Consider the following 13,866-nt stretch of genomic DNA (forward strand, 5'->3'; position numbering starts at 1 on the left):
TTACATTTTTTCAAGAATTTTTTTGGGCAGAACTTTTGTGAGCTGAGATTTGAGTTCTTTTTCGGCTAAGACAACTTTCCAGTTTTTTCTGTCTTTAGAAACAGCATAAACAGACATAGGTGCATTGATGATGTATGCACCTTCTTTTGCTATATACTGTATATTATCTTTACCATATTTCGATGAAAGCATCTGATTGATATTTTTCTTCATATCATCATTCATCGAACTTACATCTGCCCTTAGTTTTAAAAAATAGCTTACCAAAGAAAAGTATTCTCCGTCTACCAGCTCAGGTTTTCCCACAGAAGCAAACTTCATATCTTTTACATCAATTTTCACAAAAGGATTGTTATAAGTCATATTGAGAAGCTGCGTCATCTGCTCTTTGGGAACGACAGTAAAATATTTGGGATAAATACAGTCTATTGTTTTATCAAGCTGTTTATATTTAATCGTATTGGCAAAATAAACAACAGATTTCCGTATTGCCTGATCATCATTCTGTCCGAAAGAAAATGCAAATAAGAGAACTAAAGCTAATGTGAATATTTTATTTTTCATTTTAAATTTTAATTTTTTCAAATGTACATAAAAACTGCGTAATTTTTATATTTACTGAAAACAGAACTATTTTCAGTAAAAAAGCCGTCTCCAAAGAAACGGCTTTTCAATTTTATTGATCATAATGATTAAGGAACTTTTACCAATTCCACATCGAAAATTAACCATGCATTAGGCGGAATTACACCTCCTGCTCCTCTTTCTCCGTAACCCATTGCCGGCGGAATCAGTAAAGTCGCAGTTTCACCTTCTTTTAATAATAGAATTCCTTCGTCCCAGCCTTTGATTACTCTTCCCATTCCTACAGGAAACTCTAATGGCTCGTTTCTCTTAAACGAAGAATCGAATTCAGTTCCGTTTGTGAGTTTTCCTGCATAATGTACCTGAACATTATCTCCTGCTTTTGGAGTTTTGCCATCAGTTTTTTTGGTGATTTTATAATAAAGACCAGATTCGGTTACCTGCATTCCTGCTTTAAGGTCTTCTAATGCTTTTTTAGCTTCAGCTTCAGCTTTTTCTGCCATAGCTTTATTATTGGCAGCTATCTTTCCTTTTCCTTCATTAAAAATTTTTGCGGCATCATAGTTTTTGTATTCATCACCTTTTCCGAAAACAGAAACTTTTTCAAGCACTATATCTGTTTTAGGCTTATCCTGAGCCCCTTTTTCTACATTGGCAATTGCATCAATCACCTCCTCTCCTTTTACTACTTTACCAAAAATAGTGTGTCTTCCGTCCAACCAAGGGGTAGCAACTTCTGTAATGAAAAACTGAGAACCGTTCGTATTAGGTCCTGAATTAGCCATAGAAAGGATACCTTTTCCTGTATGCTTCAAATCGTTTTTTTCATCTTCAAATTTATATCCAGGATCTCCCATTCCGGTTCCTTTCGGATCACCTCCCTGAATCATAAAATCCTTGATCACTCTGTGGAAAATAGTTCCGTCATAAAACGGAACTCCTTTATCTTTTGCTTTATTATCAATTTTACCTTCTGCAAGACCAATAAAATTGGCTACAGTTACCGGTGATTTTTTATCTTCAAACTTTACGATCATGTTCCCTTTCGTTGTCTGAAGATTAGCGTATAGTCCATCATTAAGACCAGCGTAAGTTTCTTTGTCTACGTTCATTTTTTTATAAATTGGAGTACAGCTTATAAGCGAAATGCTTGCCGCTGCAAAGATTATATTTTTGTTTAAAAATTTCATTTAAAGAACTTTTAATTTTATAATTAAAGGAATGTCATTATCAATTTTATTTTCATCGCCATATGTTCCGTATGCAAGTGAAGATGGGACCAGAAGCGTGATTTCTTCTCCTTGTTTCATATATCTAAGCGCATTTTCAACAGCTTTAAGTTCATCAAAATGACCAAATCTTGCATTATTTCTGCTGATTGGCTTTTCATAAATTTTGGTTTGATCAAAATCATATAAATCGTAAGAATAAGAAATCAGAGTTTCGTCCTGTCTTCTTTCTCTTTTATCAAAACCAGAAACATCTGTCCAGTAATTAAGCTGTGTGGGAAAGTATTCTTTTTTTTGATCTTTAATCCAATCATTAATCTGTTGTCGCTCTATTGTATTAAGATTTTTGGAACGGTTTTTTGAAACATCAAGATCTTTTTGATTCAAAATACCGCCAACAGGTGGATGTACCAGATTATTTCTTTTGCAGCCAATGAGACTCAAAAGCGATATGAATATTATTTTTCTCATAAAACTGTTGCGAAAATACATAATTCGACAATGATTAGCAAAACTTGATTATATTATTAATTAAAACTAACAATTCTTTTTTGAAGTATTAAAATCAAATATTATTTAAAAGGAAGATCTTCTGCTTCTTCCATCAGTTTGAGATAGGTAGAATATCTTGAATGCTGAATTTCTCCGCTCTCAAGGCTTTCTATTACCGCACATTTAGGCTCATTAATGTGAAGACAGTTATGATATTTACACTCTTCTCTTTTCCTGAAAATTTCCGGGAAATAATGTTGTACTTCTTCTTTTTCTATATCAATCATAGCAAATTCACGCACTCCGGGAGTATCAATCACATTTCCTCCAAAATCCCAAAAATGCATTTGTGCAAATGTAGTCGTATGTTTTCCTTTAAGATGGGTATCTGAAATTTCAGAAGTCTTAAGATTAAGCCCCGGTTGCAAAGCATTCACCAAAGTAGACTTTCCGCATCCGGAATGACCGAAAAATACCGATGTTTTATCTTTTAAAATTTCTGTAAGATCATCAAGATTCAGTTGAGAATAAGAAGAAATCTCTAATGTTTCATATCCTATTTCCTGATACAAAAATTCAATATCTTTTACCAGCTCCTGCTCTTCGTCATTCAAAACATCCATTTTGTTGAATAAGATAAGCGGAATAATATTGTAAGCCTCACAACACGCTAAAAATCTGTCTAAGAAACCCAACGATGTTTCAGGAAATTTTAATGTGAATATAAAACACGCCAAATCTATATTGGAAGCAATAATATGAGCTTCTTTAGAAAGATTCACAGATTTTCTGATCAGGTAATTTCTGCGGGGTTCTATTTTGGTAATCCAGGCAATATCATCCTGTTCCAGTTGAAACTCTACAAAATCACCTACAGCCAGAGGATTAGTAAGTCTGGTTTTAATCAGTTTAAATTTTCCCCGAATTCTTGCTTCAAAAATTTTACCTGATTCTGTTTCCAAAACCTGATACCAGCTTCCTGTAGATTTTATGACTTTACCTTTCATATTATAGCTACAAATATAGACAATTCAGGAAAATAATATATTGATAAAATCTTTGTTATTTTTGGTCAATCATGATGTTATTCTGCACATCAATAGACTCTTCGTGAATGGCTTTGAAGATTTTTTCAATAAACTCTTTTGACAAACCCGTCTCTGAGGCTTTCTGAACTGCATATTCTTTGATAATCTTCCATCTATCCGGCTGAAATATCGCAATATCATTTTCTTTTTTGAGCTTTCCGATCTTCTCAGAAATTTTCATTCTCTGAGAGATGAGCTCAATCATCTGGAAATCCAGATCAGAAATTAATGTTCTATGTCTGCCCATTTCCTCTTCAAAACCAGCCAGATCCGGATTTCTAAGTTTTAAGCCAGAAATCATTCCGCTCAAAACTTCAGGAGTAATTTGCTGAGCTGCATCACTCCATGCTTCATCGGGATTGCAATGGCTTTCGATCATCGCACCCTGATATCCCATATTAAAAGCTTCCTGAGTAATTCCAGCCAATCCGGTGCGGTTTCCGCAAATATGCGAAGGGTCTACAATCAACGGAATATTGGGAAACTGACTTTTAAAATCTAAAGCAATCTGCCAATTGGGGTTATTTCTGTATTTTGTTTTCTGATAAGTAGAAAACCCACGGTGAATAGCTCCGAGATTCATAATATTTTGCCCTAAAAGTCTTTCTAATGCACCAATCCACAATGCCAAATCAGGATTCACAGGATTTTTTACCAGAATAATCTTCTTTGTTCCTTTCAAGGCCTCAGCAATTTCTTGTACAGTAAAAGGATTAACAGTTGATCTCGCTCCAATCCAGAGTATATCAACATCAGCTTTAATAGCTGCATCTACATGATGTGCATTGGCAACTTCTGTTGCTGTAAGAAACCCGAATTCATCTTTTACTTTTTTTAGCCAGTTGAGACCTATTACTCCTACCCCTTCAAATCCGTTCGGTTTTGTTCTGGGTTTCCATATTCCGGCTCTAAAAATCGGAACATTTACATTATTTTCTTTTATTCTTTTTGCAGTTTCCAACATTTGCCGTTCACTTTCGGCGCTGCAAGGTCCTGCAATAATCAGTGGCTGTTGAAATTGCTCTATCCAAGTGTTCTTTAAATCTCCTAAGTTCATTATAAAGTAGTATTTATTTAATATTATAAGCAGTATCAATAGCAGATACCTGTTGTATGAATGTAAAAATCAAGATTAATAAGTAAAAAGATATTGAATATCTTTTGGAAAAATGTTTATTGATAACAATAATCATTAATATTTTTGCAATAATATGTATTTGCAAAAAAGAGATTACCATCCCGCCAATAAGCAGAATGATCTGAATAATAATAAAAAACTCTAGTAAGTTTCAACTGAATTGTATCTAAAATTTGATAAATCTTGTACAAATATATCAATTTATGACAAATCAAACCTCATTAAATCATCAAGATCTTTCAGAAGCGGATTCATTTCCACAAATTTTTCGAAAATTTTCTTTTTGGTAACGACTTCAATCTTTAAATTTTCATGGTCTTTTTTAAACTGAAAATCAATAGAATGATTATTAACCTTATGCTTGAAATGGTTAAAAAACTCAATACTTATTTTATCAAACTCATTTTTAGCAGAATCAGACGGATAAGAAATCAGAATGACTTTTTCCTCTATTTTGGTTAGCTTAAAAGCTTTAATAGCGTTGAAAACGACAGGATCTTTCAACCTTAAATTCTTCAAAAGCGTATTCCATTCATTCTGAAGATCGGTTTCTGTAAAATGATGTTCAGGAAGCTTTTCTGAAACTGTATGATCTGTAACTTCTGTGTTTTCGGTTTTTTCTTCTTTATTAAGAAATGAGTTTATACTGAAACCCGATGAAATAGTAGTTTTTGATAAAGGTTTCGATACTTTTTTAATTTCCACGACCTTTTCACCAAGAGAATCAGCAGGAGATTTTTCTTCCTTTTTGCTTTCCTGCATTGCTGCAGGCTTTAGAACAACTTCCTGTTTTTCATCAAGAAACGGCGCTAATATTATAAACTTTTTTTTTTAGCATCTGAACCAGCAGAAATTGATGACAGCTGCATCAATGCAATTTCAACGGTCAATCTCGGATTTTTAGAATTTTTATAATTGATATCGGCGTGATTACAGATTTCAATTCCGTCAATAAGATTTTGAGGACTCCAGTTTTTTGCCTGTTCTACAAATTTAAGTTTAGTCTGCTCTCCTACTTCAATTAAATCAATCGTAGAAGCATTTTGTGCCATCATCAAATCACGGAAATGATTACCCAGACCGGCAATAAATAAATGTGGATCAAAACCTCTTTTTACAATTTCATTAAAGGCTGCCAAAACTTCAGGAATCTTGCTTTCTTTTGCCAGATCAGCAATGGTAAGATACTGATCATAATCAAGAATATTAAGTACTTCAGCAGCTTTTGCCAAGGTAATATTTTTTTGGGAAAAAGTAGAAAGTCTGTCAAAAATTGATAGTGCGTCTCTCAAAGCACCATCAGCTTTCTGCGCAATAAGATACAAAGCATCATCTTCGTACTTTATGTTTTCTTTTTCGGCAATTTTCCTAAGATGTTCCTGAATATCAAGAATGGTAATTCTTTTGAAATCGTAAATCTGACATCTTGACAATATTGTAGGAATAATTTTGTGCTTCTCAGTAGTCGCTAAAATAAAAATTGCATGTGCAGGAGGTTCTTCCAATGTTTTTAAAAAAGCATTGAAGGCTGCTGAAGACAACATATGAACCTCATCAATAATATACACCTTATATTGTCCGACTTGAGGTGCAAAACGTACCTGATCTATAAGTTCACGAATATCGTCTACAGAGTTATTGGATGCGGCATCGAGCTCATAAATATTGTAAGCAAAACCATCCTCTGAAACAGAACCGTCTTTTTCATTGATTTTTCTTGCTAAAATCCTTGCACAGGTTGTTTTTCCGACACCTCTCGGTCCGCAGAAAAGCAGAGCCTGTGCGAGCTGATTTTCTTCAATAGCATGCTCTAAAGTATCTGTAATATGAGATTGCCCAACTACGGTATCAAACTGTTGCGGACGGTACTTTCTTGCAGATACGATAAAATTTTCCATTGGTCAAAAGTAAGAAATATAGTTTTAATCTGAAAGTATAAAAAATTCAAATTTTATATTATTACTCAAAAATAAATGTACAGTCTATAGTGATATTATTTTTTCTGATATGCGAAATCTATAATATCTCTAATGGCCTTCTGGATTCTGCTTCTGCCATCTTCAGACTTCAAATCCAAACCGCAGAATGTGGTTCCGTTATAAGCACTGTATAAATTAAGATGATATATACCTCCCACCAAAAGTGCGGTAATTGCGCGGAAATCTTTTGCGTCATCACCAAAATGCGGATCGGTAATATTTGTAAATAATTCCTCTCCTACCTCTTCTCTCTTTTCAAAGATTTTTCTTAAAGCAGGTCTGCTTTCAGATAATTCCCACACGATAATTTTCTGCAGTTCTTTGTTTTTTTTCAGAGTCTCAAACTGGTTGATTAGTGCCATTTTAGACATTTCCTTTCCTCCGTCTGAAAAATCAACTTCCATATCTTTTTGATCTACTCTGCTCCAATAGTCCTGCGATTTGATATACTCATCAATCAACTTGTCTGTGCTGCCAAAATACTCATAAATAAGTTTTTTGTCAAAACCTGCAACAGCAGCAATTTTACTAACCATCAATCCTGAATAACCTTTTGTTTTCAGAATTTTACCAACTGCATTCAGCAGTTTCTGCTTTGTTTTTTCTTTGTCCCTGATAGGACCTTGTACAACTTTTCTAGGCATCGTTTTCAATTTGGGTTCTAAATTAGCTATTTTTTTTTAATATAACAAACGTACATCTCAAATATGAGAATTGATTTTGTTTATCACTTATATACGAATTTTTTACAAAAATGGTTTTAACATAATATACATAGGATTTTACGATAAAATAATTCACCTGTCTAAAAATATTTCACAGCAGAAATTTATTATTGCTCTTTGGGAAATTTATTTTAATTTTGCAAATTATAGGGAAATGGTGTCTTCCTTACCCAACCGCTTTACAAAGCTGATGGCGCCTGATTAATTGAATGTTTAAACATTTAATCAGGAATTATATGATTAAAAATAACAAGACACTTTTTAGAATTCTCAGAATTTATATTCATACTTTCTTCAGAAAATACCCATCATCCCTCTTTTTATTAAAATGGCTGCTTATAACTCTTGTAATAGGAATTCTAATCGGAAGTGCATCTGCATTTTTTTTAAAATCATTAGAATGGGCAACTGATTTCCGTGAAAATAACCAATGGATTATTTTCCTTTTGCCTTTAGGAGGTCTTTCAGTAGGTCTACTATATCATTATTGCGGAAAAGATGTAGAAAAAGGGAATAATCTGCTGATTGATAATCTTCACCAGCCTGGTAAAACCATTCCTTTTAAAATGGCTCCTTTTGTTTATTTTGGAACTATAATCACTCATTTTTTCGGAGGTTCAGCTGGTCGTGAAGGAACTGCTCTTCAAATGGCAGCTGCTATTGCAGATCAGTTTTCAAAACCTTTCAGATTAACAAAAGATGAAAGAAAAATTTTAATTATTGCTTCCATCTCAGCCGGATTTGGCTCGGTATTCGGAACTCCGTTGGCAGGAGCAATCTTCGGACTTGAAGTTTTCCTCATCGGAAGAATAAGATACAACTCTCTGTTTCCTGCCGTTGCAGCATCGGTCATTGCTGATCTGGTAACCAGACTCTGGAAAGCTCATCATACACATTACCACATTAATTTTGTTCCGGAGATTACTTTTATCAATATTATTTATGCTATCTCAGCTGGTATTTTGTTTGGAATCTGCGCAGCTATTTTTAGTAAATCTCTTCATAAAACAAGCCGATTTTTTAAGTCTAAGATACCTTATCCACCATTAAGACCTTTTTTCGGGGGAATTATTGTAGCTTCTGCTGTTTTTATTATAGGCACAACTAAATATATCGGATTAGGAATTCCGACGATATTAGAATCTTTTGATCAACAGCTGCCTGTATATGATTTTGCAGTCAAAATGATTTTCACTATCATTACTTTGGCTGCAGGATTTAAAGGCGGTGAAGTCACTCCTCTCTTTTTTATTGGTGCAGTTCTTGGTAATGCTTTAGCAATTATAATCCCTTTACCTCTAGCACTTTTAGCAGGGATGGGATTTGTAGCGGTGTTTTCCGGAGCGACCAATACGCCGATTGCCTGTACAATCATGGCTATAGAATTGTTTGGAATAGAATGCGGAATTTATGCAGCCATTGCCTGCACGGTATCCTATCTTTTTTCAGGAAAGAACAGTATTTATCAAAGCCAGATTATTGGCGAACCGAAAAACAGCAGATTTACCAGTGATATTGGAAAAAGAGTGAGCGATTTATAATTTTCTTTATAAAAAATAAAGCTGCATTCATATAAACACAGCTTTATTTGTTGATTAATTATAAGCTCGAAGTTAAGACCAAAAATTCATTTTCAAAATTGTTTAATTGATTCATTATTTTTTCACGATCTTTCTTAAAGGACGATGTTTTTTGAAAAAGAATCTTATAATAAGTAATCCCGTCCAGAATATTTGCTTTAAATGTTTTCCATTTCTTTTTTTGAGAAACAGTAGGTTCCGGAAAATCCGCCATTTCTTTTTCCAGATGTCTGATATACATTTTGAGTTCATTGATGAAAACATTCGGACGGTTTTTGTCTGAAATCACATTTTCTGTTCCATAAATATGCTGTATCATTTCAGAAAGCCTAATCTCTCTATCAAAGTAAGCCAAATTGGGTCCCGGACAAATGACCACCCCTTGATTTTCTCCTTTCACTTCTATATTATTATCCATATAAGCAGAATTCACAAGTCCTACACAAAGACACGCTTTCTCTGTAATTTCTCTTTTTTTGCTTACAAACTGTGGGTTGCTTAGAGTTTCTTTCTGAGATTCAAGTTCACTGATTTTGATATCCTGATATTTTTTTGAAGCAGTACAAATTCCTTTCGAAGAGTATTCTTTACTTAAGGCCAGTAATTTTTTAGGACAAGAGCTGCCGAATTTATTTTTAGATTCTTTTCGCCTTCTTATCACTTCGTTTGAAGTACCTTTTACCGTATTAAATGGAACTCCTAAAGGAGAAATATTACTCAGATAATAGTCTTCTTCTTTAGACGCTGCCAAAAGATTTCTGGTTTCCTGATCTACACAAGTTGCTTCAGGAACAAGTAAAAACGGAGAACCCCATCCTACACTGTTGACTTCATAATTATCTAATAAAAACTGATGTTCGTCAGCAGTTCCTACACCTCCTTGCACAGTAACCTGTAAATCAAGCGGCACGGAAGGTAAATATCTGCCTTTTTGTTCTAAAGCCTTTATCATAAGAGAGTGAGCAGAAAAAATAAGCTCTTCTTTTTTTGTTTTGAATTCTTCAAGAATTGGTCCTAGAAGTAAACCATCTGTTGCAAAAGCATGACCTCCGCAATTTAGCCCGGATTCTATTCTGTATTCTGAAACCCATAATCCTTTTTTTGCCAGAAAATTACCCTGAATCATTGCTGAGCGAAAATCACTTACCTTGAGAATTATTTTCTTTTTTATAAAATTATTTCCATCAGGGTAAAAATCATCAAATTCTTCAATATAGCTGTACAAACGAGGGTTCATTCCTGCAGAAAGCACAAGTGATGACGATAATGTACTTTTTGCAAAACCACGGAGCGAGGCATGAGCATCATTGAAAATTACAGGAAGCTGTTCATCATTTTTAAAGTTGTCTTTATCAACTTTCGTCATAATATTAACATCAATATTTCCGGGTGAAAAATTTTCTTCAAGGAAATTTTTAATATGTGAACTCAAAAAATCTCCTTGATTCAGAAACTCAGCCAAGCCTTTTTTTAAATCTGAATATTGTGGAATTAATGACATAAACTGTTGCAAAGACTCCCTGCTTTTAGAAACATCGTCTTTGAATATTTCAACCTTTTTACTAATTACCTCATCCATCAGATTAAGATAATCTGTTATTCTTCTGGCTCGGTAATCTTCGGTTTTATTGGATATTTCCTGATAAGACAAATTAAATTTTCTGTTGTAGAAATTTTTCATTTTCTCAATAATTTCATCATCAATGATTGAAACAACAGAAGATATGCCGTATTGTGCAACTCGAATGGGACTATCTATAGTATAAGCTAATCCCATAACAGGAATATGAAAGGTGTGTAATGGTTTTTTGATCATTATTAAAATAATATTATAGCTTCATGCTGCCATGAAACTGATTTGATCTGAAAAAACCTATAACTCGCAACAAAACTACAACGATTATATAAATTATGCAATAAATAAAATATTAAAATAATAGTATATAAATATACTTTATTTATAAATTTTAGTATATTTGTATACATATAAGTTGAAAATGAATTACGATTTGACTAAAGATATTATTCATCTACTGGAAAAGTTTGACTCTGAAAACAAAAACCATCAATACACTAATAGCATTGAAGGTTTTAAGGATTGGATTTATGACAATCATCAAAAAACAGAAGATCATCAATCTGTAGAATGGATAGGAAAAGAAAATGGGAGAAGCTCCGAAAGCGTAATAAGCACGTTACTTGTTCACCTCAACAGATATGCAAAAACGTATTCAAAGTCCGCTATCGCTGATTCAGAATTTTCTACACAGGAAGAATTTATTTATCTCATCAATCTCAGATCATTCGGTGAGATGTCTAAGACAGAACTTATCAGAAGAAATGTACACGAAAAACCAGTTGGCATTCTTACCATCAACAGACTTATCAAAAAACAATGGGTAGAGCAGAAACATTCACCGGATGATAAACGTACCAAATTAATCCGCATTACTCCAAAAGGTATTGCCGTTTTAGAAAAACAAATGGACAAAATTCGTCAGGCTACAAAAATTGTAAGCGGAAATCTTACCGAAGCAGAAAAGCATGAACTTATAAGGCTTCTAAATAAGCTTGATCATTTCCATAATGAAATTTTTGGCAGAAATATTGACACAAAAAAGCTATTAGATACCATATTCTCAGAATACTCATTCAACAATAATTAATATGATTAAAAAAACAGCAATTATCGGTTCGGGATTCTCAGGACTTTCAGCGGCGGCTTATGCAGCTAAAAATGGTCATGAAGTTCATGTTTTTGAGAAAAACAGCAGTCTCGGAGGAAGAGCGAGACAATTTTCTACCGACAATGGCTATGTTTTTGATATGGGACCAAGCTGGTATTGGATGCCCGATATTATCGAAAATTTCTTTAAAGATTTTGACAGAAAAAGCTCAGATTATTACAAGCTGGTTTCTTTGGATCCGCAGTTTGAAATGGTTTTTGAGGATGGAAATATGTCATTACCTCAATCTTATTCAGAAATGAGGAATCTTTTTGAAGAGACCGAACAAGGTGCAGGTAAAAAACTTGATGAGTTTATGAGTGATGCACAGTATAAGTATGAAGTAGGCATGAAAGATTTCGTTACAAAACCTTGCCATTCGTGGATGGAATTTGTGTCTCCGAAAATTGCCAAAAGTGCTTTGAAGCTTGACTTGCTTTCAAATTTTCACCGTTTTGTCAGAAAGTATTTCAAGCATCCTAAATTAATAATGCTCATGGAATTTCCTGTGATCTTTCTAGGTGCTGCTCCCAAAGATATTCCTGCGCTTTACAGCCTGATGAATTACGGAGGTTATAAACTCGGAACGTGGTATCCTATGGGCGGTTTTTATAAAGTAATAGAAGCAATGTCTGAAGTATGCATTGAACAAGGCGTGCGTATTCACCTCAATTCAAACGTAGAGAAAATCAACGTGAGCAATTCTAAAGCTCAATCTATTACAATCAATGGAAAAGAAATCTGTTTTGATACCATCATCGCATCATCAGACTATCATCACACAGAAGAAAAATTAATACCTGAAGAATATAAAAATTATCCCGAAAGTTATTGGAAAAATAAAACATTTGCACCTTCGTGTCTTATATACTATTTAGGTTTTAAAAAAAAGATTCCGAACCTCAAACATCATACATTGTTTTTTGAAAATGATCTGGATCTTCATACAACAGAAATTTACACCAACAAAAAATGGCCTACAAAACCTCTTTTTTATGCATGCTGTCCTTCTAAGACAGATCAAAGTGTAGCGCCTGAAAACTGTGAAAATATTTTCCTTTTGATGCCGATTGCAACAGGAATTAACGACAGCGAGGAAATAAGAGAAAGATACTTTAAAGAAATGATTGAAAGACTTGAAAAACACACGAAAACTTCAGGTCTTATGGATAAGATTGACTATAAAAAGAGCTATTGTATTAAAAATTTTGTAGAAGATTATAATGCATATGAAGGAAACGCCTATGGTTTGGCAAATACACTGAACCAAACTGCAGTACTGAAACCTTCATTAAGAAACAAAAAAATAAAAAATCTCTTTTACACCGGTCAGCTTACTGTTCCGGGACCAGGGGTACCACCATCCATTATTTCAGGAAAAATTGCAGCAACAGAAGCCTCCAAATAAAATATAGAATTATGAAAAAACTTTTCGATGAACTTTCATACAAGATCAGCAAACAAACCACCAAACAGTACAGTACGAGTTTTTCTCTTGGGATTTTAGCTCTGTCTCCTCACATCAGAAATTCCATATATGCTATCTACGGCTACGTAAGATTGGCTGATGAAATTGTTGACAGCTTTCACGACTACGACCGTGCTACTCTTCTCGCCAGATTCCGTGAGCAGACCAATCTGGCTCTGGAAGAAAAAATTTCTCTCAATCCTATTTTACAGTGCTTTCAGGAGACTATTCACAGGTATGATATTGACAGGCAGCTTATCAACCAATTTCTGAAAAGTATGGAAATGGATCTTCAGAAAATTGATTATGATTCTGATCTTTACAAAGAATATATTCTTGGTTCTGCTGAAGTAGTGGGATTAATGTGCCTTCATATTTTCGTGAACGGTGATAAAGAACTTTTTGCGATGCTCAAACCTTCTGCAATGAAGCTTGGTTCTGCTTTTCAGAAGGTGAATTTCCTTAGGGATATGAAAGATGACTATCAGATTTTGGGAAGATGCTATTTCCCAAATGTTGACATTTCTTATTTTGATAATATGGTGAAAGCTCAGATTGAGCAGGAAATTTATGATGAGTTTAAAGAAGCTTTGGAAGGGATCAAAAAACTTCCGCCTTCATCAAGATTCGGAGTTTATCTTGCGTACCGCTATTACATTTCATTATTCAGAAAAATTAAAAGAACTTCTGCCCATAGGATTATCAATCAAAGAATAAGAATTTCTAACGGAAGAAAATTTTCTCTGATGATGAGCAGCTATTTGCAATATAAAATGTCTTTACTGTAATCAAAGCATAAAACCATTAGAAAGCCTAATTAATAAGGCTGACCTCATTGTAGATTATGTACTATATA

The 13,866-nt window shown here is 33.9% G+C and carries 13 protein-coding genes and 1 riboswitch; of the genes, 4 read left to right on the forward strand and 9 right to left on the reverse strand.

Annotated elements, in window-relative coordinates; genetic code table 11:
• The 8 genes from FOL89_RS04400 to FOL89_RS04435 all read right to left on the reverse strand — a co-directional run bounded on the left by FOL89_RS04400 (window position 1) and on the right by FOL89_RS04435 (window position 7,155).
• A complete protein-coding gene (locus tag FOL89_RS04400) occupies window positions 1–564 on the reverse strand; it encodes a hypothetical protein (RefSeq protein ID WP_144281642.1) in 564 nt (187 codons plus the stop codon).
• A gap of 128 nt (window positions 565–692) precedes the next feature.
• On the reverse strand, window positions 693–1,697 hold the full coding sequence (locus FOL89_RS04405) for a peptidylprolyl isomerase (RefSeq protein WP_144281905.1): 1,005 nt from the start codon (window positions 1,695–1,697) through the stop codon (window positions 693–695).
• A gap of 78 nt (window positions 1,698–1,775) precedes the next feature.
• Window positions 1,776–2,285, reverse strand: a complete 510-nt coding sequence (locus FOL89_RS04410) for an FKBP-type peptidyl-prolyl cis-trans isomerase (RefSeq protein ID WP_144281643.1) — start codon at window positions 2,283–2,285, stop codon at window positions 1,776–1,778.
• Between the two features lie 101 nt (window positions 2,286–2,386).
• A complete protein-coding gene (gene rsgA, locus FOL89_RS04415; RefSeq protein ID WP_144281644.1) occupies window positions 2,387–3,313 on the reverse strand; it encodes a ribosome small subunit-dependent GTPase A in 927 nt (308 codons plus the stop codon).
• A gap of 55 nt (window positions 3,314–3,368) precedes the next feature.
• Entirely contained in the window at window positions 3,369–4,451 is a 1,083-nt protein-coding gene (locus tag FOL89_RS04420) for a chorismate mutase (RefSeq protein WP_144281645.1), read from the reverse strand.
• Window positions 4,452–4,733: 282 nt separating this feature from the next.
• Complete coding sequence (locus tag FOL89_RS17680; RefSeq protein WP_228444855.1) at window positions 4,734–5,294, reverse strand: hypothetical protein; 561 nt, start codon at window positions 5,292–5,294, stop codon at window positions 4,734–4,736.
• Between the two features lie 53 nt (window positions 5,295–5,347).
• The gene (gene dnaX, locus FOL89_RS04430; RefSeq protein WP_144281646.1) at window positions 5,348–6,430 is read right to left on the reverse strand and encodes a DNA polymerase III subunit gamma/tau; all 1,083 of its coding nucleotides are present in this window, start codon (window positions 6,428–6,430) and stop codon (window positions 5,348–5,350) included.
• A gap of 95 nt (window positions 6,431–6,525) precedes the next feature.
• Window positions 6,526–7,155 carry a TetR/AcrR family transcriptional regulator gene (locus FOL89_RS04435; protein WP_144281647.1) on the reverse strand — a complete coding sequence of 210 codons (630 nt, stop codon included), beginning with the start codon at window positions 7,153–7,155 and terminating at the stop codon, window positions 6,526–6,528.
• Window positions 7,156–7,377: 222 nt separating this feature from the next.
• Window positions 7,378–7,443: riboswitch (Fluoride riboswitch) on the forward strand.
• A gap of 29 nt (window positions 7,444–7,472) precedes the next feature.
• On the opposite strand from FOL89_RS04435, the gene FOL89_RS04440 reads away from it, so the two are divergent.
• Entirely contained in the window at window positions 7,473–8,777 is a 1,305-nt protein-coding gene (locus FOL89_RS04440) for a voltage-gated chloride channel family protein (RefSeq protein WP_144281648.1), read from the forward strand.
• Window positions 8,778–8,835: 58 nt separating this feature from the next.
• On the opposite strand, the gene FOL89_RS04445 is transcribed toward FOL89_RS04440, so the two are convergent.
• The gene (locus FOL89_RS04445) at window positions 8,836–10,632 is read right to left on the reverse strand and encodes a hypothetical protein (RefSeq protein WP_144281649.1); all 1,797 of its coding nucleotides are present in this window, start codon (window positions 10,630–10,632) and stop codon (window positions 8,836–8,838) included.
• A 181-nt stretch (window positions 10,633–10,813) separates the two neighbouring features.
• Here FOL89_RS04445 and FOL89_RS04450 point away from each other — a divergent pair, with 181 nt between their 5' ends.
• Genes FOL89_RS04450 through FOL89_RS04460 form a run of 3 tightly spaced genes read left to right on the forward strand, consistent with a single transcriptional unit; the run spans window position 10,814 to window position 13,798 of the window.
• Window positions 10,814–11,482: a MarR family winged helix-turn-helix transcriptional regulator gene (locus FOL89_RS04450; RefSeq protein WP_144281650.1), complete on the forward strand. Its 669-nt coding sequence runs from the start codon at window positions 10,814–10,816 to the stop codon at window positions 11,480–11,482.
• A gap of 1 nt (window position 11,483) precedes the next feature.
• A complete protein-coding gene (locus FOL89_RS04455) occupies window positions 11,484–12,950 on the forward strand; it encodes a phytoene desaturase family protein (protein ID WP_185146910.1) in 1,467 nt (488 codons plus the stop codon).
• 11 nt (window positions 12,951–12,961) lie between these two features.
• Entirely contained in the window at window positions 12,962–13,798 is an 837-nt protein-coding gene (locus tag FOL89_RS04460) for a phytoene/squalene synthase family protein (RefSeq protein WP_144281651.1), read from the forward strand.
• The last annotated feature ends 68 nt before the right edge of the window (window positions 13,799–13,866 follow it).

This window comes from Chryseobacterium echinoideorum, from assembly GCF_007474535.1.
GTDB lineage: Bacteria > Bacteroidota > Bacteroidia > Flavobacteriales > Weeksellaceae > Chryseobacterium > Chryseobacterium echinoideorum.